Here is a 21,202-nt window from a genome sequence, read left to right as displayed (position 1 = left end):
ATGTACGAACACGACGTCATCGTAGTCGGCGCCGGCGGTGCCGGCCTCCGAGCGGCGGTCGCAGCGCACGAGGCGGGAGCGGACGTGGCCATGGTCACGAAACTCCACCCGGTTCGCAGTCACACCGGAGCCGCCGAGGGCGGCATCAACGCCGCTCTCCGGGAGGGCGACGACTGGGAACTCCACGCCTACGACACCATGAAGGGGTCCGACTACCTGGGCGACGCCCCCGCCATCGAAACGCTCGCCAAAGACGCCCCCGAGGACACGATCAAACTCGAGCACTGGGGGATGCCCTTCTCCCGCGAGGAGGACGGCACGGTCTCCCAGCGGCCGTTCGGCGGCCTCTCGTTCCCACGAACGACCTACGCGGGCGCGGAGACTGGACACCACCTGCTCCACACGATGTACGAGCAGGTCGTCAAGCGAGGCATCCAGGTCTACGACGAGTGGTTCGTGATGAACCTCGCCGTCAGCGACGAACCCGATCCGAAGGACCGGACCTGTCACGGCGTCGTCGCCTACGACGTCCAGTCCGGCGAGATCCAGGGCTTCAAGGCCCGCCAGGGCGTCGTCCTCGCGACTGGCGGTCCCGGCCAGGCGTTCGATCACACCACCAACGCCGTCTCCTGTACCGGCGACGGCCAGGCGATCGCCTACCGCGCGGGCGTCCCGCTCGAGGACATGGAGTTCGTCCAGTTCCACCCGACGACGCTCCCGTCGACGGGTGTCCTCATCTCCGAGGGGGTCCGCGGCGAGGGCGGTATCCTGTACAACGAAGACGGCGAGCGGTTTATGTTCGAGCACGGCTACGCGAACAACGCCGGCGAACTCGCGAGCCGCGACGTCGTCTCCCGCGCCGAGTTGACCGAGGTCAACGAAGGACGTGGCGTCAACGACGAGTACGTCCACCTCGACATGCGACACCTCGGCGAGGAGCGCATTCTCGATAGGTTAGAAAACATTCTGCACCTGGCTGAGGACTTCGAGGGCGTCGACGGCCTCGTCGAGCCGATGCCGGTCAAGCCCGGCCAGCACTACGAGATGGGCGGCATCGAGACCGACGAGAACGGCCAGACGTGCATCTCGGGACTGTATGCGGCGGGCGAGTGCGCCTGCGTCTCCGTCCATGGCGCGAATCGCTTAGGCGGGAACGCGCTGCCCGAACTCATCGTCTTCGGCAAGCGCGCGGGCGCTCACGCCGCCGGCGCGGACCTCGGCGAAGCCGAGATCCAGACGGGGTACGCCGACGACGTCGAGGACGAGACCGACACCGACCTCCCCGTGACGCCCGGCGAAGCGGGGCTCGAGCCCGCCGGTACCAGCGAGAGCGAGGACGTCGCCGCCGACGGATCCGGTCAGGTGACCGACGCCAACGGCCTCCTCGAGCGCGCCGTCGAGGCCGAGCGCGAGCGCGTCGCGCACCTGATGGGGCGCGACGACGGCGTCAAACACGCCGATATCCGCGCGAAACTGCAGAAAGCGATGACCCGGGACGTGAACGTCTTCCGCGAAGAGGAGGGGCTCAAACGCGCCCTGAAGGCGATCAAGGAGTGCCGGGAGATGTACCAGGACGTCTACGTGGAGGACCCCTCGCGGACGTTCAACACGGACCTGCAGATGACCTACGAGACGCGCAATCTGATCGACGTCGCCGAGACGATTACCCTGGGTGCGCTCGTCCGTAACGAGTTCCGCGGCGCTCACTGGCGCCTCGAGAACCAGATTCGCGACGACGAGAACTGGCTCAAGCACACGCTGATCTCCTGGAACGGCGGCAAGCCGTCGATCTGGTACAGGCCCACGATCCTCGAGGGCGAGGACAAGACCTACGAGCCGAAGGTTCGCAGTTACTGATCGGCTTTCGACTCGCCTCCGCCGTTATACCCTTCTCGCTCGACGACGGTATCCAGGACGCTATCGAAACCGGGTTTTGCTCTCGACTTCGACCTCGGCTTCGACTCCGACCTGCTGCTACGGACTCGGTGCTCCCGTTTCCGGTTCTGGCCGCTCGCCCAACGTGACGGTAACCGTCTCCTCCTCTCCGCCGCTACGCACCGTGAGCGATACTTCGTCTCCGGGTTCCGTCTGGGAGACGAGGTAGCCAACGAGTTCTTCGCCGCTCCTGATCGGCTGCTCGTCGATCGCGACAATCACGTCGCCGCCGACGGGGACGACGGTCCCGTTGACCGTCTCGCCCTCAGTGGTTCCCTCGAGTACCTCGGCCGCAGGCCCGTCGGGAACCGTCTGGTGAACGTAGGCGCCGGTAGTCGACTCGAGGTCGTTCGCCGTCGCCAGTGATGGGGAGACGTCGACGGTCGACACGCCGAGGTACGGGTGGGCGTAGTCGCCGGTCTCGATCAGGGACGGGGCGACCCGCTCGAGCAGATGAGCGCCGATAGCAAAGCCGATGTTTTCCCCGCCGCCGGCCCGGTTGACGCCGACGACCTCGCCGTCGCAGGTGACGAGCGGACCGCCGCTGTTACCCGGGTTGATCGGTGCGTCGGTCTGAATCGCGTTCGGGATGGTAAAGCCCCCCTGGAGCGGCATCGATCGATCGACTGCGCTGACGATACCTTCGGTGATCGTCCCTTCGAGACCGAACGGGCTCCCGAACGCGGCGACGCGCTCTCCCGGGGGCGGGAGTTCAGACGCGACGGGTAGGACCTCTGCCGACTCGGGTGGATCAGAGACGGCGACGACCGCGAGGTCGCTGTAAACGTCCGTACCGACGACCTCGCCGTCGCGAGACTCGCCGTTTTCGAACTCGACGGTTACGGAGGTCTGGTCCGTGACGACGTGCTGGTTCGTCACGACGTAGATCGTCTCGTTTCCGTCGGCCGTCGCGTTCGATTCGGCGTAGACGAAACCGGATCCGAGTCCACCGCCACCGCCGCCACCACCGCCGGGGCTCTCCCCGCCGGTCGCGTTCGTCGGTCGAACCCGAACCTGGACGACTCCGGGCGTCGTGTTCTCGTACAGCGAGACGTAGTCACAGGTCGCTTCCGTCGCCGTCGATTCGTTTCGCTCGTCCTGGGCGTCCTTTGTGAACACCGAAGTGGTTGCTGGCTCCGTATCCGACGTACCCCCGCTCGCCACTCCGCTTGCGGGGGCAGTGAACGCGACGAGCGACGTCACCACGACGACTACGACGACGGTTCGAACGGTCGATGGCATACCGGTGAGGGTTCCGGGAGACGGATAAACCGACACGACCGTTTCAGCGGAACGGTTCGTTCACGACCGACCTTAGCGGACGCGTCCGAAGTCGGTGTCGTAAGCGCACCAATCGATCGTTTCGACGCACTGGCTTCGTGGTCGTTTCACAGCGTTTGAACTTCCCCGTTCCCCCTCCTTCCCGCGGTAAGGGGATCTTGTACCGGTCGCACGCTCGACGGAGATTTATCGATGGCGGCCCGAAGATGGACGGTCCCACGGGTCGAAGCGATCTGGTATCGATCGGTCTCGATACGGACTCCTCGAGGCGGTTGTCTGGTCGCCGGCCACCGATCGCCGACCGGCACCCACGGTACCCCTCGTTCCGCGCGTCCTGCAACTCGAGGTGGCCGACGACGAATCGTCGGCACGTCGCCCTCGAAGCCGCTCCGTTCCACGTCGACGTTCCGAACGGTACTGATAAACCCACCCCGGCCAGTACTCGAGTCATGGACGATCCGCAGACGACAGAGAGGACGCTCCACCTCGCGTCCTGGGAGGATCGCTTCTGGGCGTGGCTGATCGACGTGCTCCTCGTCGGGGCGGCCCTCTCCGGCCTGGGCGAAGCGGTCGGGACGCTCTCGCTCGTCACCGGCGACCTGTCGTTTTCGACCTCGTTTCTCGGCGTCAACGGTCTCGGGATCTGGCTCTACTGGACCGCCCTCGAGGGGTACAACGGTCAGTCAGCCGGAAAGCTCGTGATGAACATCGCGGTCACCGACGAACGCGGCGATTCGATCGACTACCCCACGGCGGCTGTCGAGAGCTTCGGGAAGGCGTTCTTGCTCCCGCTCGACGCGCTGATCGGCTGGATCGCCATGGAGGGCGAGTACGTGCGACTGTTCAACAGACTCTCCTCGACGATCGTCGTCGAGGCTCCGGATGACGACGAACCCTCGGGTGTGACGTACGTTCCGCCCGAGTGATCCGAAACGCGAACGACATCGATCCCGACGCGATTTTGCCCCTCGAGCGCCAGCGGTAGCGTATGAGTGCCGTCCGTTTCGTCGAGCGCGATTGTGGGCTCGAGGTCGAATGCAAGTGCAAGTGCAAATCCGAGGGCGAGGGCAATGACGAGGACGAGAACTGGTTCGGATGGGGGAACGAGTGCGGAATCCGCCGATCGGCTAACCGGGTGCGACTATGAGCGGCCCGCGCCGACGACCGCGCCGAACTGGCGACGTGTCGGGTAGTCGCCGCCTCAAACTCGGATTTTTACTGCTCGTCGCCCTCTCGGGAGCCACGATGGCATTTCAGGGTGGAGCGTCGCTTCCGATCGTCGCCCTCGCCACCCTCATCGGCGGGCTGGCGGGCGGCGCGCTGCTGTGGTACGTTTCCTGGATTACGCGGTGAACTCGAGACTCTCGTTTCAGGATTTCCAGCCGAGTCACCACGGCTCGCCGGACGCCAGGTCGATCTCGCTGTCCCCTTTCTCTGACGGACAGATGTCGGCGAGGACGCACGCCTCGCAGTCGGGCGACCGGGCCGAACACACCGCGCGCCCGTGATCGATGCAGAGGTGGGTGAACTGCTGCCAGTATCCTTCGGGAACGATCGCCATCAGATCCTGCTCGATTCGCTCGGGGTACGCCTCCTCGGTCAGGTCGAGTCGTCGCGAGAGTCGCTGGACGTGCGTGTCGACGACGATACCCTCGACGACGTCGTGACCGTGCTGGAGGACGACGTTCGCCGTCTTCCGACCGACGCCGGGGAGATCGGTAAGTTCGGCCATGCTGTCGGGGACCTCGCCGTCGTGCTCGTCGACGATTTTCTCGCAGGCGGTGCGGATGTATTTGGCCTTGTTGTTGTAGTACGTAATCGAGTTCAGCGCCTCGGCGAGTTCCTCCTGGGGAGCGTTCGCGTAGTCTTCGGGCGTCTCGTAGGTCGCGAAGAGCGCCTTCGTCTCCTGGTTGACGCGCTCGTCGGTACACTGCGCCGAGAGGATCACCGCGATCAGCAACTCGAGGCGGTTCGAGTACCGAAGCGAGATGGTCGAGTCGGGGTACTCGTGCTCGAGGCGGTCGACCACTTCGGCGGCCTGCTCCTGGCGGGTCTCGAGAGGGGTTCCCATCGCCTGTGGGTTTCGAGAGCGATCATTTCAGGCGTTCGGTTCCGCGGCGGGAGTTGCAGAAATGCAAACTGAGGGACACTCTTATCATCCTCCACTTCGAGTCTCTCGAAAAGGCTCCGGGGGGAGTCCTCCAGGTGGCGGGTCCGCTATACCACCTGGCACGCGACAGACGGGGAACTCAGGTCATGACCGAAGCAAACGATCCGCTCACGATTTCGGACGAACCGTACGACAGATTCGGCGACGACTTGCTCGACGCCCTGCTCGCCCAGCTCAGCACGGACGAGGGCGGGGCCAGGCGTGACGCGCTCCGACGCGCCCTGAACATCGATACCAGCACGAGCAACGAGGTTCGCCTCGAGCACGTCGAGTCGTCGCTGACCGAACTCGAGGCCTACACCGACGCCATGCGCGAGTTCTTCGACGAGAACGGGACCGCCGAGGACGTCCTCGAATCGATCCAGGACGGACTCGAGTCGGCCCGTGCGGACCTCGAGGCGCTCGAGTCCGACGTCGGTGCCCTCGAGATATCGGACGAGGCACTCGAAGAGCGTGTCGACGACCTCGAGGAGGCGCTCGAGCGCCTCGACTCCCGGTTCGAGTACGTCGGGACGGAGACGGCGGAACTCCGTGGCGACTTCGAGGCCGCGCGGGACTCGCTCGAGGATTCGGTCGCCGAGATTGGGGCGACCACTGACGGGCTGGCCGACGACCTCGAGGCCCAGTTCGAGACCATCCAGAACCTCGACGCGCGTCAGGAGGACCTGGTCGACCGACTCGACTCGATGGCAGAGCAGCGGGAGGCCGATCGTACGGCGCTCGAGGCGCGGATCGACGAGCGAGCGGTCGAACTCGAGGCACAAATGGACGACCAGGTCGACGACCTGGAGGACCGAATCGACGAGCGAGCAGACGAACTCGAGGAGCGAATCAACGCCGTCGAACGGCACGTCGACGACCGGCTGGCGTCGCTGCGTGAGGACCTCTTCACGGAACTCGAGTCGGTGGACGCCTCGCTGACCGAGGACGTCGAGGAACTCGAAACGGACGTGAGCGACCTCGAGGAATTCGTCGACGACTCGATCGCCGACGTGCGGACGGCCGTTGCGGACGACCTCGAGTCACTCGAGTCCGACATCGGAACGCTCGAAGAAACGACCGGCGGCCGGATCGACGACCTGCGGTGCGCGCTCGAGACCGACGTCGACGACCTCGAGAGACGGGTCGACGAACTCGAGGCGACAGCGGCCGAGGCCGAGGAGTGGCGCCAGTCGTTACAGCACGCCTTTCAGTGAGCGAGGCACCCTGCCTTCCAGTGAGCGGGGCGTCGATCGGGACGGCTACGGACGGGCGCACCTGACGACCACTCCGATGCCGTGACCTTTAAGCGGTCGTCACACACCTGTGGGGGTATGAAAGCGACGGCGATGGCCCACCCAATCCAGGGCCTGATCAAGTACCATGGGATGCGCGACGACATCGAGCGACTCCCGTATCACGACAGCATCAGCGTCTGCACCGCCCCGAGTCACACCCGTACCACCGTCGAGTTCTCGATGGACTACGACGAGGATGTCTACGTCGTCGACGGCGAGGAAATCGAGGGACGGGGCTTCGAACGCCTCGAGGCCGTCGTCGACAAGGCCCGCGACATGTCGGACGCGGCTCACACCGTCTACCCGGTTCGCATCGAGAGCGAGAACAGTTTCCCCTCCAATGTGGGGCTGGGCTCGTCGTCGTCGGGCTTCGCGGCCGCGGCCCGCGCCCTCGCGGAAGCCGCCGAGCTCGACGCCTCCCTGCAGGACATCTCGACCATCGCCCGCGTGGGATCCGCCTCGGCCGCCCGATCGGTGACGGGAGCGTTCTCCCAGCTCTACACCGGGATGAACGACGAGGACTGTCGCTCTCGGCGCGTGCCGAGCAACCTCCACGAGGAGTTGAAGATCGTCGTCGGACTCGTCCCCTACCACAAGGAGACTGAGGACGCCCACGACGAGGCCGCCGACAGTCACATGTTCCAGGCGCGAAACGCCCACATCCACGGCCAGATCGCGAAGATGCGCGACGCGCTCCGCAACGACGACTTCGACCGGGCGTTCGAACTGACCGAACACGACTCGCTGTCGCTGGCGGCGACGACGATGACCGGCCCAGAGGGGTGGGTCTACTGGCAGCCGGCCACCCTCGCCATCTTCAACAAAGTTCGCGAACTCCGCGAGGAGGAAGACATTCCGGTGTACTTCTCGACTGATACCGGCGCGAGCGTCTACGTCAACACCACCGAAGAACACGCCGAAACCGTCGAGGAGGCCATCGCCGAAACCGGCGTCTCGACCACCAGGTGGGGCGTCGGCGGTCCCGCGCGGCTGCTCGAGGACGAGGACGATCACTTGTTCTAAAGAACCACCTTCTACACCCACCTTTTGCGCTGCGGTCTAACGCGCTGACGCCAGCGTAGCTGGCGCACAGCGCGTCGTCCCTCGGCAAAAGCTGGACCAAAAGCACTCCTCGCTCCCGCTGGTCGCTCGTCGGCCCGCTCGCACCGTCGGCGCTCGCGGTGAACGTCGGTGTACCGCCTGCCCTTCCCCGAGTCGCCAGAAGTCGCCGCTACGGCGACTTCTCGCTCCCGGCCGTTCGTTTTTGTAACGAAATCACGCGTGTTTACCGCTCTCACACACAATTGCTCGAGATTGTTCGAAAATACCGGTGTTGCCACTCGTCTCCTCGAACCGAGCGACGGGCTGTTACGGGTATGCGCCGCTATCGGGGTGTCTCAACAAAATGGGGTCGTCTGATCGATCACGCTCGGATAGCGCTGAACGACACTGCTCGGAGCGCCGCTCCCGTGAACAGGAGGACGACGAACGCGATGGCCAGCCACATGCCGACCTGCGTTCCGAGCGCGCCAGCGATAACACCGAGGAGATCGACACCGAATGCTTGCCCGAGCGCGAACAGCACGATCGTCAGGCCGACGACGGCGACCGCCGTCTGCAGTGCCGTCGAGGCGGCCCAGGCCCCCGCAGCGCTCTCGTCGTGGCGCTCCGCGGGTGGTCGCTCGTCACGAGCACGTGTTTCGGATCGATCGGCAGTGCGGTCTCGAGTCATCGGTCTAGTACCCCATCTGAGGCCACAAGACGGCTACACGTCAACGCTCACCCGGCAGGTGCATGGCGTACTTTATCTGGCGGACAGAAATCGCCGAGGTACCAATCCGGAATTACCGGTGGAAAAAGGTGATTACCCCTGAATCTCACGTCCACTTGTCCAGTCCGGTCTGGGTGACGCTCTCCTCGATCCGTTCGAAGCCTCGTTCGACTTCGCCGGCGTCGACGCCCCACTCGTCGACCACGTAGGCGCGGGCCGCCTCGAGGTCCGGGTCCAGGCTCGTCTCGAACTCGTAGTCGTCGGTGACGTCCGGGTCCCGGAAGAGCTGTCGAACCCGGTCGCCGTGCTCGACGTGGTCGCCGCGGGCCTCGAGGACGCTCCAGAGGTCGCCGTGTTCGGCGATCTCTTTCAGGGCCGTCTTCGGGCCGATTCCGTTCACACCCTCGTTGAAGTCCGTCCCGATCAGGATAGCCGCGTCGATCAGTTGTTCCTGCGTCAAGTCGTGTTTCGCGAGGGTCGCCTCAAGGTCCATCAGTTCGGGGTCCCCCTTGCTCGTCAGTTGCCGGAGCGTGTAGGGGGCGCCGAAGAGGAGTGCGTCGTAGTCCTCCGAGCCGACGTAGTCGGCGTCCCCGCGGCGGGCCATGTGCGCCGCCTGCGCCTCGCCCTCCGCGGGCGCCTCGACGATGGGGACGTCGAGCAGTCGGAGCAGTTCACGACTGGTCTCCTGGATCGTCGTCGTCAGCCGCTGGGTTCGGGACTCGAGTTGGGCGATAGCGACCGTGTCGCCCTCCTCGCGGGCGCGCTCGAGCTGGGCCTCGTAGGTCTCGCGCTGGTCACGCCGGGATTCGATCTCGTCGGCTTTCAGCTCCGAGGGGCCGCCGTCGAAGACCATTACGGGGGTGATGTCGTGTTCGAAGAACTTCGGCAGTCCCTGGACGATGCCGATCAGGTTCGCGACTTCGGTGCCGTCGGCGGTCGTGTACTTCCCGCTCGCGGTCCACTTGACGGTCGTCGTCAGGTACCGGTAGAGCCAGTTGTGGGCGTCGACGGCGACGATGCCCTCGACGTCCGAGAACGGAATCGACTCGATAACGGCGATGTCCCGGAGTGCTGCGTTTCCCATTGGGTGTTCTTGGAAGGAGAGGGATTTGAAACGTTCCCTCCTGATTTCGTCTTCTGTCGATCGCCGTTTGCCGTCCACCGTTCGCTGTTCGTTTTCCGTCTATCGCTCGTCACCCTCACCAGGGACTAACGGGGCCGTTTCGACCACCACGCTACGGCGAATCGATTCGCGACGGCGGCCCCACTTCGAGTCGGTGCTCCAGAAACGCGCGCTCGCCTCCGGTGAGGTCGCGCTCGAGGAAGCTCTCGAGGCCCCGGCGATACGTCTCCGTGGTCGCCCGCGTCGGATGCTCGAGGACGAGTTCGGCGATGCCGGTGGTCTCACCGGTGAATCCGAAGTCGGCCTTCCAGAGGGCGTCGTAGGCGTAGGGGTTGTTGACGGCGATCTGCAGTCGATCGTAGCCTCGCTCGAGGGCTGCGTCGCGAACGAAGGAGACGAGCTCCGGGCCGAGACCTCGGCCGCGGTGGGCGCGATCGACGGTGACGTACCGGAGCCAGAGCGTCGAGGCGTCGGTCCGGTCCTCGTTGAACGCGACGGCGGCGAGGACGTCGGTCGCGTAGGGGAGGTCGGCGCGTTCGCTCGAGTCGAGGCCGGCCGACACGATCCCTGCGTCGGCGTCCCCGGACTCGTACTCGTCGTCGTCCGTTCGAGCGCGCGCGACCGCTTTCCCGGTCGACGACATCACGAACTTGCCCGCGTAGCTGAACCGCTCGTGGTGAAGCCTGAGCGTGGGGCCGTCGGGTGGCCAGCCGAGCAGCTCGAAGGTGACCGCCGGCGTGTCGGGCATCGACCGCAGTTCGCGCGCCTCGCGGAAAAGTCCGCGCTTTCGGCGAATTGCCCGTCGTCGCTCGAGTGTCGTCTCTCCCAGACCGGGGATCGACGGGAAGTCGCGAGAGGTCTGTGACCGTCGAGTCGACCCCGACTTCAACGACCGGGCGGGCGCCAGCCGTTCGCTTTTGTCGCCGTCCGTGCTAGCACACGACATGAGTGCGAACACAGACACGACCAGCGGGTTCGGCATCGGCGGGCGCATCGGCTGGCCCATCGGTGGCGCGATTGGCGGTGCTGTCGGCGCCGCCGCGTTCGGCCTGCTCGTCTGGTTCTTCAGCCCCGACGTCATCGAGGCGACGATACCGACGGCGTACGGCCTCGAGGCGGCGGGCACGATCGGCTGGGCGATCCAGCTCGCACACGGGGCCATCCTCGGCCTGATCTTCGCGTTCGTCGTGACTCGCCAGGCCGTTCTGGGGCTGCTCCGAACGGACGTCGAGACGGACGCGATCGCTCGAACCGGCCTGACGGGTCGCTTCGTCGCTGCGGGACTCGTCTTCGGATTTGCCGTGTGGGCCATCCTCCCGATGCTCATCCTTCCCGTCTGGCTGAACGCCGTCGGGGCTGGCGAAACCACGCAGTTCTCCGCGCTCGCGACCAACGGCCTCGTCGGACACCTCCTGTTCGGGACGGTCCTCGGCGCCGTGTTCGCGCTGCTGGTCGACGTAACCAAACGCACGTCGCAAGACGTGCTCCAGGAGTGATCTCGACCGCTTACGCCGCCGGCTCGAGGGTCACCGACTTCGTCTCGTAGTCCTCGACGAACGCACCCTCGCCGCCGAGGGTGACGGTGCGGTTGCCGCCGTCCTCTCCCTCGCCCTCGTCCCCGTCGTCACCCGAACCATCGGCGGCCTCGATCTCGACGATCAGCGCGTTCTCGACCGCGAACGTGTCCCTGGTCGGCTCGAGGAGGCTCTGTCTGACCCCGACGAGTCGCCCCTCGACGGTGGCATAGTCGTCCGTCCGAACGGGACGGGCCTCGGCCCTGACGGCGATCTCGCGGCCGTCCTCGAGGTGGAGCGTCGATTGCAAGACGGCGTGGCGGAAGTCGGTGTAGGTCCGCGGAAGGTCGTCCGGGTCCGTGACGTACACCTGCTCGGCCATCGGCCAGTAGTTACCGAAGAAGGAGCCGACGATGATCGGCACGAGCTGGGCCTGCGAGATGGCGATCCCCTGGGCTCCGGCGTTCGAACGGACGATCATCTCGTTCGGGGCGAACAGGCCGAGACGGCGCTCGGCGGTCACGATGAGCGGCGCGTTCTCTCCCCAGACCCTGACGACGCTCGCGATGCCTTCGAAGCGCTCGGCAGGGAGGGTGTCGTCGCCAGTCACGAGCAGGATGACCAGCACGCCGCGATCGACCGTGCTCCGCAGTTCGTCCTCGACTTCCTCGAGCAGCGAGGCGGGAATCGAGAGGGTCACCTCCTCGGTGGCGCGCTCGAGCAACCCTTTGATTCGCTTCATGATCGTCGTCCGGGTCTTGATGACCTCGAACTCCCGTTCCTGTTCGGAGACGTTGCCGTACCGGGTGGTGAGTTCGGGTTCGAGCGACTCGAGGTCGCTCGTGAGCGCCGCGACGACCTCCTCCGGCGGGTTCGCCCGGATGGTCGTCGGCACGACGTGGTCGATGACGTCGACGAAGCCCCGTTCGTCGAGCTTCTCGCTGACGCTGTAGACGTAGCGCTTCGAGACGCCCGCGTCCTCCGCTACCGTGCTCGCCTTCGCCTCCCCGTGCTCGAGAATAGTGAGATACGTGTCGATTTCCTTCTCCGACAGGCCTAGCTGTCGGAGGTTGTCCGCGACCGTCTCGTCGTCCATACTGACTGTTGGTTAGTCGGGTACAATGAGTGTTCTGCTCGGCGGTAGAGTGAACGAGGGTGGGAAGGGTGAGGGACTGAGGATCGGCCCGTGTCTCACCTCGTCTCGAGGACGACCACGTCGTCCACGGTGATCGTCGTCTCGCTCCCATCGGTCTCGCAGTCGACCGGGGTCCTGGTGACGAGGTCCGTCGGGTTGACCGGGACCGTCGCGTCGAACGTGATCGTCGCGGGTTCCTCGCCGAAGTTCAGCGCCACGACGACGCGCTGATTCTCGTGGTCCCGAACGAACGCGGCGGCCGCGTCAGTATCGGCGTCGTACGTGAGATCTCGGAGCGTCCCTCGGGAGAGGGCGGGTTCGGATCGACGGGCGGCTACGAGCCGCCGGTGGAACGCAGTGGACTCGCCGTCGCCCTCCCATGGCATCGGTTGTCGGTAGCCGGTCGCACCCCGCTCCTGGCCGTAGTAGATCATGGGGACGCCAGGGAGCGTGAGCACTGCCGCGGCGGCCGCGCGCTGGGCGTGTGGGCCGCAGGTCTCGAGGTAGCGATCCTCGTCGTGGTTCTCGACGTAGCGCATGTGGAGCGACCAGTCCGGGAACCCCTCCCGATCCGGTGCGCGGGCGGCCTCGAGGATCGATTCGGCGGGCACCTCGCCCTTTCCGACGTCGACCAGCGTCCAGTAGAGGGTGGTGTCGTAGTGAACGTCGAACTCGGCCTCGGCGTACGCCGGATCGCGGGGAATCGTCTCGTCGAGCAGGAGGAACTCGGGGTCGCGACCCTCGAGCCGGTCGTGGACCTCCTTCCAGAAGCCGTGGGGGACGCCCCAGGCGACGTCACACCGATAGCCGTCGACCACGTCGGCCCACTCGTCGACGACGTCGAGCATGTACCGTCGAACCGCGAGCGAGTCGTAGTTGACGTTCGGAATGTTCCGCCAGTTGAAGTAGTACTGGGCGATCTCGGTGCCCCGGTCGGGGAGGTACCGTCGCGGCGGGCCGTACTCGTCTCGTCCCTTCTCGAGGTCGCGCTCGGTGAGGTGACTCTCCTCGAACGGCTCCCAGACGTACCAGTCGGCGTAGTCGTCGACCCCGGCGGCGCTCAGGTCGAAGTTCGCGTGTTCGCGGGCGGTGTGGTTGATCACGAGGTCGAAGACGACGCGGATGCCCGCCTCGTGACAGCGGTCGACGAACGACTCGAACGCGTCTCGAGAGCCCAGGTCTGAAGCCGTGTCGAAGTAGTCCGTCGTGTGGTAGCCGTGGGTCGTCGGGCTCTCGAGGACCGGCGTGAGCCAGACACAGTCGACGCCCAGCGACTCGAGGTAGGGGACGCGACGTTCGAACGACTCGAACGTCCCCTCGTCGGTGAACGACCGGACGAACACCTCGTAGACGACGGCGTCGCGAATCCACGCCGGCGGGTCGTTCACGCGGTCGACCGACCCGTCCGGCGAGACGGCGACGCAGTCCGCGACGCTGTGGCGTTCGCCGACGGCGACGGCGTGGACGCGAACCGGGTCGTCCACGGCTACGGACTCGAGGGCCCGAAGCGGAAGGCGGGCCTCGTGGCCGTCGACCTCGAGCACGCCGTCGTCCAGCCCGTCCCGGTCGTCGACCAGGAACTCGACGGCCAGGTCGTCGTCCGCGAACTCGCTGCCGGTGCCGGCCCTCGCATCGGCGTCGATTACGACCGCGTCATCCTCGACGCGGCTGTCGAGGCGAATCTGCGGGCGGGCGGGGCCCGGAACCGTCGTCTCGGTCCAGACGTCGTGTTCGCTTCCCTCACCGAGGACGAACCCGTGGCGGTGGTCGCCCGGCGGCAGTTCGACGTCGAAGACGTAGGTGCCGTCCTCGAGCCTGGGCCGATCGCGGCCGGCGAGGTGCTCGTTGAACGGCCCGATGACCGACACGTCTCCGGGGTCGTGCTCGGGGAGGTCGTCGCGCTCAAGTTCGAAGGTCGTCTCACGGCGAACGTCGGGAAACGCCCTGACGCGCTGGACCGCGGTACCATCGGGCCCGGCGCACTCGAATCGGTAGGTGCCGGGTACGTCGGGTTCGGCGTGCCAGACCGGCGCGCCGGGCGCTTCGAGGTCGCTCCCGTTCGGTTTCTCGAGGACGCGCCACCGGTAGGCGGCTGTCGGCTCGGGATCGCGAGGGGAGAGTTCGACGGATTCGCCAACGGACGCGAAGCGAGGTGGTCCGGGGTGTCGCATACCAACGCCATTTGGGGCCCCGCTCTTACGCCTTTGGTCTCCGGCCGATATCCGGTCGCCTCCGACCCGCTACGCCATGATCAACTGTGAACTAATTTTACAACATACTTTTGTACCCACCGTTCGTGGTGAGAGTCAATGACGCTACGCGCCGCGCTCGACGACTACAAGCGATACCAGGGGGCCCCGACCGCGTTCCCCGGCGAGCGCCGGACCACGAGCGGCCGTTTCTCTGGACTGGCCGGCCGAACCGTCCACGTCGGCCGAGATGGAACGCTCCGAGACTTCTCCTATCCGCTCACTGGCTGCTACGGAATCGACCGCTCTCGATTCGGCGTCCGGGTCGACGGCGAGATACGGTGGCTCGACGAACTCGAGACGACGTCCCAGACCTACGTCGACGACACAGCGCTGGTCGAGACGACCTTCGCCGGTGAGGACCGCGACCTCGAACTCGAGCGCCTGGACCTCACGCTCGATGATTTGCACGTGACCCACGTCACCGTCGCCGAGGGGAGCGCCGACGCGCTCGCGGCGTTCGTCTCGTTCGCGCCAGGGGGACGCGACGACCGGATCGGGCAACTCGTCTACGACGACCCGGGCGTCGTCGAGGTGTACCATCGAGCGGAGCACGACTTCCTGGTTAGCGAACCCCCCTTCGAGACGGTCGCCGGTCAGCTTCCCGAACGACTGGCGGACGTTCTCGACGACGAACCCGTGGACTTCCCCCGAGGCGAGGAGACGGGCCAGTACGAGGACGGCCGACTCGGCGGGTACGTGCTCGGCTTCGTACCGTTCGAGGACGGGAGCGCGACGGTCATCAGCCGTCTCACCAACGCGCCCGATTCGTCGGCCGTCGTAGAGGACCTCGTCGAACGAACGACCGCACTCGCTGACGTCGAATCGATTCGGGCGGCGGCGCCCTCGATTTCCGCGGGTCGGGAGGGAAGCGCCGATGCCGGGACAGGGACCGGGACCGGAGCCGGGACCGAGACCGAGACCAAGACGGCGGACCTCGAGCACGCAGCCGTCGTCGACGACCTCCGCGTCCTCGGCGTCCTCTCGAGCGAACGCGGCAGTCGCATGGCCGGCCCCGACTTCGACCCCCACTACGAGTACTCCGGGGGCTACGGCTACACCTGGTTCCGCGACGACGCCGAAATCGCCCGCTTCCTCCTCGAGAGCGCGGATACCCTCGACCTGGACCTCGAGACCGTCCACGAACACAGCGCGGCGTTCTACGCCGACGTCCAACTCGAGGACGGTACCTGGCCCCACCGGGTCTGGCCCGACGACGGTTCGCTCGCGCCTGGCTGGGCGAACGACCATATCGGTGGCGACGGCGTGGACTACCAGGCCGACCAGACCGCCAGCGTCCTCTCGTACCTCGCGACGTACGCGGAGACGAGCGACGAGCGAGCCCGCGAGGCTGAACCCGTGATCGAGCGGGGTCTGGCGGGTCTCGACGCCACCCTCGCCGAGGACGGCCTGCCGATCGCCTGCCAGAACGCCTGGGAGAACATGGCCGGCCGATTTACCCATACCGCCGCGACCTTCCTCCACGCCTACGCCGCCGTCGCGGGGGCCCCGATCGACGAGGAGTTGCGAGTACACGCCCGCGAGCAGGCGCGGGCCGTCTACCGCGGCCTCGATCGACTCTGGGACGACGACCGCGGCATCTACGCCCTCCGGGAACGCGACGGCGACCTCGACTCACGGCTGGACTCGAGCACGTTCGCGCTCGTCGACGCCCACGCGGCCTACGACGCGCTCGAGTCGATCGACGACGAGCGCCGTGAACGCCTGCGCCAGCACGTCGACGCGACGCTGGACGGACTCGCCCGGGAGACCGACGCCGTCTCCGGGTTGATCCGGTTCGAGGGCGACGACTGGCGCACCCGCACACAGGCGGACGAGAAGATCTGGACCGTCTCGACGGCCTGGGGGGCGAACGCCGCCGTCTCGCTCGCTCGGCTCTTCGAGGACGACGCGTACCTCGAGCGCGCCCGCGACCTCCTCGCGGAGCTGTTCCCCGGGGGGAGTCTCTGCCTCGAGTCGGGCTACCTGCCCGAACAGGTCTTCGACGACGGCACCCCCGACAGCGCGACGCCGCTCGGGTGGCCCCACGCGCTTCGGCTGGCGACGGTGGCGCAGTTGCGCGAGCTCGACGAGCCGGTTCGACGGGAGCGCTCGACGCCGGTCTCGAACTGACGGTGACGACGTCCGGGCGTGCTCGCCTCGATAACTTTTTTCTTCGGGCTGTCCAACCGCGAACGAACTGAGTCTCGATGAGCGAATCGAAGCCGATCCGCGTCTGCCCGTCCGCAACGTCGACGAACCCGTCGCCGACCAAATCCTTCGCGACCGGGGTCGATCGATCGTGAACGGGTTCGTCCTCGCCGGTACGAGTTCCGGCGTCGGCAAGACTGTCGCGACGCTCGCGACGATCCGGGTCCTCGAAGACGCCGGCTACGACGTCCAACCTGCGAAAGCGGGCCCGGACTTCATCGATCCGAGTCACCACGAGGCCACAGCGAGTCGCCCCTCGAGAACGCTCGACCCGTGGCTCGAGGGCGTCGAGGGGACGCGCCGAAATTATCACCGCGGCGAGGGGGATATCTGCGTCATCGAGGGAATGATGGGGCTGTACGACGGCGACGTCTCGAGTACGGCGAGGCTCGCCGAGGCGCTCGACCTCCCCGTCGTCCTCGTGGTCGACGCCGCTGCCGGGATGGAGAGCATGGCTGCGACGGCGCTCGGATTTCGCCGCTACGCCGAGATCGCCGACCGCGACGTCGAGGTGGCCGGAATCGTCGCCCAGCGCGCTCACGGCGGCCGTCACGAGGACGGAATCAGAAATGCACTCCCGGAAGACCTGGCGTACTTCGGCCGCGTCTCGCCGCATCCGGACCTCGAGATTCCCGACCGGCACCTCGGGTTACACACCGGGGAGGAGGCGCCGCTCGAGGCGAATGCGCTGCGAACGGCCGCCGACCTCGACGTCGACCGGTTGGTTTCGCTCGCTCGCTCACCCCCGAAACCGCCGTCGGTCGACGAACCCGCCGCCGGGGGCGACGCCCGTATCGCGGTCGCGTCTGACCGGGCGTTCTGCTTTCGGTATCCGGCGACGATCGAGCGGCTGCGCACACGTGCTGCCGTCCGAACCTTTTCCCCTGTAGCGGGCGACCCGGTCCCCGACTGCGACGGCGTCTACCTCCCCGGCGGCTATCCGGAGCTCCACGCCGCCGACCTGTCCGCCGGGGGAACGCTCGCAGAACTCGAGGCACGGGCGAGCGAGGGAGTTCCGGTATTCGGCGAGTGCGGCGGGTTGATGGCGATGGCGGAGTCGTTGACGACGGTCGACGGCGAACGCCACCGAATGGCCGGGATTTTGCCGGCGAACGTGACGATGTGCGAGCGCTACCAGGCCCTCGATCACGTCGAACTCGCGGCCACGCGCGACGGGCTCACCGCCCGGGCCGGCGACACCCTCCGCGGTCACGAGTTTCACTACTCCCGGACCGACGCGGCCACCGACGCACGGTTCGCCTTCGAGGTGCGACGCGGCGAGGGGATCACCGGCGACGCCGACGGCCTGCTCGAGTACGCGTCCCTCGGAACGTACGCGCACGTCCATCCAGAGAGCGGCGCGTTCGACCGGTTCCTCGAGGCTGTTGCGGCGAACGACGGCGGTTACAGCCGCTGAGGCCCCTGGCATCTGCGGACACTCGACCCGTCAGTGCCGGTGATCGTGGAGACCGGAGACGTCGGGCATCAGGTATCTTCGAGCAGCTGAGAGAACGCGTCCGGTTCGGGAACGGGAAACGCCACCATTTTGCGCCCGCCAGCCGAGCGAGTCAGTAATGCGTCGGACTGTGCCACCGAACGGTACGAACGTGGGCGTCGGACGACCACAGGTGCGTGCTGCCCCGTTCTCGAGGGGGTCGAACACGAATGACTGAAACCGTCCTCATCGCCGGTACCGCGAGTCACGTCGGCAAGAGCACGCTCGCGGCTGGACTCTGTCGACTCCTGGCTCGACGGGGCGTCTCCGTGGCCCCATTCAAGGCCCAGAACATGAGCAACAACGCTCGAGTGGCACTCGCGCCCGACGGGACGTGGGGCGAAATTGGGGTATCCCAGTACGTCCAGTCGCGGGCGGCCGGCGTCGTTCCGTCGACCGACGTCAACCCAGTTCTGCTGAAACCGAGAGGGGATGGCGAGAGCCAACTGATCGTTCACGGCGAGGCGGTCGCAAACGTCAGTGCCGGGGAGTACTACGACGACCACTGGTCGGTCGCCCGACGCGCCGCCGAGGAGTCCCACGAGCGTCTCGCGGCGGATCACGACGTAATCGTCGCGGAAGGGGCCGGAAGCATCGCTGAAATCAACCTCCACGACCGGGACCTGGCCAACGTCGAAACCGCGCGGTTCGCCGACGCCGACGTCGTTATCGCGGTCGATATCGAACGCGGCGGCGCGTTCGCCAGCCTGTACGGGACGCTCGAGCTCGTCCCAGACGACCTCCGGGAACGGGTCGCTGGTGCGATCATCACAAAGTTTCGGGGCGATCCGTCGCTCCTGACCTCCGGCATCGAGGAACTCGAAGCCCGGACCGGCGTGCCGATTCTCGGGGTGGTCCCCCACGACGACCCCGGGTTGCCCGCGGAGGACAGCGTCTCCGTCCCCGACCTGAACGCGAACGAGTCGCGTACCGTCGGCGACGACGATCCCGCTGGTCGATCGGTGACGATAGCGGTCCCACGGCTCCCCCGGATCTCGAACTTCACCGACCTCGAGCCCCTGAGTAGCGAACCGGGCGTTCGCGTGGAGTACGTGCCGCTCGAGGCAGATCTGACCGACGCCGATGCGGTGATCGTTCCGGGCTCGAAGAATACCGTCGACGATCTGCAGGCGCTCGTCGACGCCGGGTTCGACGACCACCTCCGGGCCTTCGAGGGACCGATCGTCGGCCTGTGTGGCGGCTATCAATTGCTCGGCGAGCGCCTCGAGAATGCCGCCCTCGAGAGCACCCGAGACGTCGACACCGCTGAGGGTGTCGGGCTCTTACCGGTCGAAACGCGGTTTTCGTCCGAGAAGCGTGTCGAGCGCGTCTCGCGGTCGGTAAGCGGCGACGGACCGTTCGGCATCGCGGGAACAGTCACCGGTTACGAGATCCGGATGGGACGAACCACGCTCACGGCACCGGCCCCCCAGCCGTTCGGTCCGGAGAGCTGTGCCTCGGGGCTGGTGGTCGGAACCTACCTGCACGGCCTGTTCGAGAACGATTGCGTCCGCGAAGCGTTCCTCGCGTCGGTGTTCGAGTCGGCGAGTGTGCCTCGGCCGCGTTCCCGGGTCGACGACGAGGAGTCGCCGTACGACCGAGCGGCGTCGCTGCTCGAGAGGCACGTCGACCTCGGACCGATCGGGTTCTGATCGACGACGGTAACGTCGAACCGTTCGACAGCACTGCGGAAACGGGGTGAGTGATCGGAAAAAACGCGATCAGGCTTCCGGGGTCGCTGGTTCACGTCGCTGAGGATGGAGCAACGACTCACCGGTATCACGGTCGAAGAGTCGGATCTTCGACTCGTCGAAGGTGATCTCGATGGTCTCGCCCACGGCGGGCTTGACGTCGGCGTTGACGCGAGCGATGAAGTCGTCGTGGACGTCGAGGTAGAGGTAGTTGTCGCTCCCGATCGGCTCGAGGACGTCGACCGTCGTCTGGATGCCGTCCGAACCGGGATCGGCCGTGTAGACGTCCTCGGGGCGGATGCCGAGCGTGACCGGCTGTCCGTCCTCGACGTCGATATCGGCGGCGTACTCGGGCGATAGCGAGTAGCGGAAGTCCTCGCCGTCGGTGAGGACCAGCGAGTTGCCGGACGTGCGAGCGACGATGTCGAGGAAGTTCATCGACGGCGAACCGACGAAGCCGCCGACGAACGCGTTCGCGGGTTCGTCGTAGACGTGAGTCGGCGCGCCGACTTGCTGGAGTTCGCCGTCGTTGAGGATGACGATTTTGTCACCCATGGTCATCGCCTCCTCCTGGTCGTGGGTGACGTAGACGGAGGTGATACCGAGTTCGTCCTGGAGGCGCTGGATCTCGGCGCGCATCGTGGTCCGGAGCTTCGCGTCGAGGTTCGAGAGCGGTTCGTCGAACAGGAAGAGTTTGGGTTCGCGGACGATCGCTCGCCCGAGGGCGACGCGCTGTTTCTGGCCGCCGGAGAGTTCGTCGGGCTTCTGGTCGAGGAGTTCCTCGATGTCCATCATCTCGGCTGCCCACTGGACTTTCTCCTCTCGCTCGGCTTTCGACAGGTCCGTGCTCATCCGCAGGCCGAAGGCCATGTTCTGGAAGACCGTCTTGTGCGGATACAGCGCGTAATTCTGAAACACCATCGCGATGTCTCGATCCCGGGCACTCTGGCTCGTGACCTCCTCGTCGCCGAGGTAGATCGACCCGGTCGTCGGTTTTTCGAGGCCAGCGATCATTCGCAGCGTCGTCGTCTTCCCACACCCCGAGGGCCCAACGACGGTGACGAACTCGCCGTCCTCGACCTCGAGATTCAGATCGTCGACGGCGACGATCTCTCCGCGGTCGTACTCCTTCCGGAGGTCCTCGACTCTCAGACTCGCCATTTCCTAGGTGTGGGTGAATCGCACATATAATTCTTTTCCTCGATTTCAAACGAATGATGCATTATTTCGTAGTATTTTTATCTGTGGCCGGGTGAGATTCGGTATCGTATTCCAGTGGCTGCTGGCACTTTCGGTCGAGACTCGCTTCACCAGTCCTCGAGAGCGGCCGCGGGTAGGTCGTCCATCGAC

Annotated in this window: 18 protein-coding genes; 10 read left to right on the top strand and 8 right to left on the bottom strand. The window is 66.2% G+C overall.

Annotated elements, in window-relative coordinates; all coding sequences use genetic code 11:
• Entirely contained in the window at nucleotides 1-1,857 is a 1,857-nt protein-coding gene (locus ACFQO4_RS15420; RefSeq protein WP_500261752.1) for an FAD-binding protein, read from the top strand.
• A gap of 117 nt (nucleotides 1,858-1,974) precedes the next feature.
• Here ACFQO4_RS15420 and ACFQO4_RS15415 read toward each other — a convergent pair whose 3' ends face one another.
• Nucleotides 1,975-3,177, bottom strand: a complete 1,203-nt coding sequence (locus ACFQO4_RS15415; protein ID WP_500261751.1) for a S1C family serine protease — start codon at nucleotides 3,175-3,177, stop codon at nucleotides 1,975-1,977.
• 488 nt (nucleotides 3,178-3,665) lie between these two features.
• Here ACFQO4_RS15415 and ACFQO4_RS15410 point away from each other — a divergent pair, with 488 nt between their 5' ends.
• From ACFQO4_RS15410 to ACFQO4_RS15400, 3 genes are all read left to right on the top strand, one after another.
• Nucleotides 3,666-4,142 (top strand): RDD family protein, encoded by a 477-nt coding sequence (locus ACFQO4_RS15410; protein WP_500261750.1) that lies wholly within the window; start codon nucleotides 3,666-3,668, stop codon nucleotides 4,140-4,142.
• A 62-nt stretch (nucleotides 4,143-4,204) separates the two neighbouring features.
• The gene (locus ACFQO4_RS15405) at nucleotides 4,205-4,363 is read left to right on the top strand and encodes a hypothetical protein (protein ID WP_500261749.1); all 159 of its coding nucleotides are present in this window, start codon (nucleotides 4,205-4,207) and stop codon (nucleotides 4,361-4,363) included.
• Complete coding sequence (locus ACFQO4_RS15400) at nucleotides 4,360-4,569, top strand: DUF8527 family protein (protein ID WP_500261748.1); 210 nt, start codon at nucleotides 4,360-4,362, stop codon at nucleotides 4,567-4,569. The genes ACFQO4_RS15405 and ACFQO4_RS15400 overlap by 4 nt, the downstream gene beginning before the upstream one ends.
• Nucleotides 4,570-4,603: 34 nt before the next feature.
• Here ACFQO4_RS15400 and nth read toward each other — a convergent pair whose 3' ends face one another.
• A complete protein-coding gene (gene nth / locus ACFQO4_RS15395; RefSeq protein WP_500261747.1) occupies nucleotides 4,604-5,287 on the bottom strand; it encodes an endonuclease III in 684 nt (227 codons plus the stop codon).
• Between the two features lie 185 nt (nucleotides 5,288-5,472).
• Between nth and ACFQO4_RS15390 the strand changes: the two genes are divergently transcribed.
• Complete coding sequence (locus ACFQO4_RS15390; protein ID WP_500261746.1) at nucleotides 5,473-6,582, top strand: hypothetical protein; 1,110 nt, start codon at nucleotides 5,473-5,475, stop codon at nucleotides 6,580-6,582.
• A gap of 117 nt (nucleotides 6,583-6,699) precedes the next feature.
• Nucleotides 6,700-7,686, top strand: a complete 987-nt coding sequence (gene mvaD / locus ACFQO4_RS15385) for a phosphomevalonate decarboxylase MvaD (RefSeq protein ID WP_500261745.1) — start codon at nucleotides 6,700-6,702, stop codon at nucleotides 7,684-7,686.
• A 400-nt stretch (nucleotides 7,687-8,086) separates the two neighbouring features.
• On the opposite strand, the gene ACFQO4_RS15380 is transcribed toward mvaD, so the two are convergent.
• From ACFQO4_RS15380 to ACFQO4_RS15370, 3 genes are all read right to left on the bottom strand, one after another.
• A complete protein-coding gene (locus tag ACFQO4_RS15380) occupies nucleotides 8,087-8,395 on the bottom strand; it encodes a hypothetical protein (protein ID WP_500195392.1) in 309 nt (102 codons plus the stop codon).
• Between the two features lie 145 nt (nucleotides 8,396-8,540).
• A complete protein-coding gene (gene fen / locus ACFQO4_RS15375) occupies nucleotides 8,541-9,518 on the bottom strand; it encodes a flap endonuclease-1 (RefSeq protein ID WP_500261744.1) in 978 nt (325 codons plus the stop codon).
• A 151-nt stretch (nucleotides 9,519-9,669) separates the two neighbouring features.
• On the bottom strand, nucleotides 9,670-10,305 hold the full coding sequence (locus tag ACFQO4_RS15370) for a GNAT family N-acetyltransferase (protein ID WP_500261847.1): 636 nt from the start codon (nucleotides 10,303-10,305) through the stop codon (nucleotides 9,670-9,672).
• 196 nt (nucleotides 10,306-10,501) lie between these two features.
• Here ACFQO4_RS15370 and ACFQO4_RS15365 point away from each other — a divergent pair, with 196 nt between their 5' ends.
• Entirely contained in the window at nucleotides 10,502-11,053 is a 552-nt protein-coding gene (locus ACFQO4_RS15365; RefSeq protein WP_500261743.1) for a hypothetical protein, read from the top strand.
• A 10-nt stretch (nucleotides 11,054-11,063) separates the two neighbouring features.
• Here ACFQO4_RS15365 and ACFQO4_RS15360 read toward each other — a convergent pair whose 3' ends face one another.
• Both ACFQO4_RS15360 and ACFQO4_RS15355 read right to left on the bottom strand, forming a co-directional pair.
• Nucleotides 11,064-12,167: a TrmB family transcriptional regulator gene (locus tag ACFQO4_RS15360; protein ID WP_500261742.1), complete on the bottom strand. Its 1,104-nt coding sequence runs from the start codon at nucleotides 12,165-12,167 to the stop codon at nucleotides 11,064-11,066.
• A gap of 95 nt (nucleotides 12,168-12,262) precedes the next feature.
• On the bottom strand, nucleotides 12,263-14,377 hold the full coding sequence (locus ACFQO4_RS15355) for an alpha-amylase family glycosyl hydrolase (RefSeq protein ID WP_500261741.1): 2,115 nt from the start codon (nucleotides 14,375-14,377) through the stop codon (nucleotides 12,263-12,265).
• Nucleotides 14,378-14,515: 138 nt separating this feature from the next.
• Between ACFQO4_RS15355 and ACFQO4_RS15350 the strand changes: the two genes are divergently transcribed.
• The 3 genes from ACFQO4_RS15350 (at nucleotide 14,516) to ACFQO4_RS15340 (ending at nucleotide 19,813) form a co-directional block, all read left to right on the top strand.
• A complete protein-coding gene (locus ACFQO4_RS15350; RefSeq protein WP_500261740.1) occupies nucleotides 14,516-16,588 on the top strand; it encodes a DUF7997 domain-containing protein in 2,073 nt (690 codons plus the stop codon).
• 169 nt (nucleotides 16,589-16,757) lie between these two features.
• Complete coding sequence (locus ACFQO4_RS15345; RefSeq protein ID WP_500261739.1) at nucleotides 16,758-18,083, top strand: cobyrinic acid a,c-diamide synthase; 1,326 nt, start codon at nucleotides 16,758-16,760, stop codon at nucleotides 18,081-18,083.
• Between the two features lie 248 nt (nucleotides 18,084-18,331).
• Nucleotides 18,332-19,813 carry a cobyric acid synthase gene (locus ACFQO4_RS15340; RefSeq protein ID WP_500261738.1) on the top strand — a complete coding sequence of 494 codons (1,482 nt, stop codon included), beginning with the start codon at nucleotides 18,332-18,334 and terminating at the stop codon, nucleotides 19,811-19,813.
• Between the two features lie 69 nt (nucleotides 19,814-19,882).
• On the opposite strand, the gene ACFQO4_RS15335 is transcribed toward ACFQO4_RS15340, so the two are convergent.
• Nucleotides 19,883-21,013, bottom strand: coding sequence for an ABC transporter ATP-binding protein (locus ACFQO4_RS15335; protein WP_500261737.1), 1,131 nt, complete (start codon nucleotides 21,011-21,013; stop codon nucleotides 19,883-19,885).
• Nucleotides 21,014-21,202 lie beyond the last annotated feature (189 nt).

The organism is Saliphagus sp. GCM10025334 (genome assembly GCF_042663485.1).
Lineage (GTDB): Archaea > Halobacteriota > Halobacteria > Halobacteriales > Natrialbaceae > Natronosalvus.
This window is presented reverse-complemented; position numbering and strand designations above follow the sequence as displayed.

Excerpts from the sequence above, each read along its gene's own strand:
- ACFQO4_RS15360 (WP_500261742.1), bottom strand. The coding sequence starts at position 12,167 with ATGGACGACGAGACGGTCGCGGACAACCTCCGACAGCTAGGCCTGTCG.
- ACFQO4_RS15335 (WP_500261737.1), bottom strand. The coding sequence starts at position 21,013 with ATGGCGAGTCTGAGAGTCGAGGACCTCCGGAAGGAGTACGACCGCGGA.
- ACFQO4_RS15340 (WP_500261738.1), top strand. The coding sequence starts at position 18,332 with ATGACTGAAACCGTCCTCATCGCCGGTACCGCGAGTCACGTCGGCAAG.
- ACFQO4_RS15350 (WP_500261740.1), top strand. The coding sequence starts at position 14,516 with ATGACGCTACGCGCCGCGCTCGACGACTACAAGCGATACCAGGGGGCC.
- ACFQO4_RS15365 (WP_500261743.1), top strand. The coding sequence starts at position 10,502 with ATGAGTGCGAACACAGACACGACCAGCGGGTTCGGCATCGGCGGGCGC.
- ACFQO4_RS15410 (WP_500261750.1), top strand. The coding sequence starts at position 3,666 with ATGGACGATCCGCAGACGACAGAGAGGACGCTCCACCTCGCGTCCTGG.
- ACFQO4_RS15420 (WP_500261752.1), top strand. The coding sequence starts at position 1 with ATGTACGAACACGACGTCATCGTAGTCGGCGCCGGCGGTGCCGGCCTC.
- fen (WP_500261744.1), bottom strand. The coding sequence starts at position 9,518 with ATGGGAAACGCAGCACTCCGGGACATCGCCGTTATCGAGTCGATTCCG.
- ACFQO4_RS15415 (WP_500261751.1), bottom strand. The coding sequence starts at position 3,177 with ATGCCATCGACCGTTCGAACCGTCGTCGTAGTCGTCGTGGTGACGTCG.
- ACFQO4_RS15390 (WP_500261746.1), top strand. The coding sequence starts at position 5,473 with ATGACCGAAGCAAACGATCCGCTCACGATTTCGGACGAACCGTACGAC.
- nth (WP_500261747.1), bottom strand. The coding sequence starts at position 5,287 with ATGGGAACCCCTCTCGAGACCCGCCAGGAGCAGGCCGCCGAAGTGGTC.
- mvaD (WP_500261745.1), top strand. The coding sequence starts at position 6,700 with ATGAAAGCGACGGCGATGGCCCACCCAATCCAGGGCCTGATCAAGTAC.
- ACFQO4_RS15400 (WP_500261748.1), top strand. The coding sequence starts at position 4,360 with ATGAGCGGCCCGCGCCGACGACCGCGCCGAACTGGCGACGTGTCGGGT.
- ACFQO4_RS15405 (WP_500261749.1), top strand. The coding sequence starts at position 4,205 with ATGAGTGCCGTCCGTTTCGTCGAGCGCGATTGTGGGCTCGAGGTCGAA.
- ACFQO4_RS15370 (WP_500261847.1), bottom strand. The coding sequence starts at position 10,305 with ATGCCCGACACGCCGGCGGTCACCTTCGAGCTGCTCGGCTGGCCACCC.
- ACFQO4_RS15355 (WP_500261741.1), bottom strand. The coding sequence starts at position 14,377 with ATGCGACACCCCGGACCACCTCGCTTCGCGTCCGTTGGCGAATCCGTC.
- ACFQO4_RS15380 (WP_500195392.1), bottom strand. The coding sequence starts at position 8,395 with ATGACTCGAGACCGCACTGCCGATCGATCCGAAACACGTGCTCGTGAC.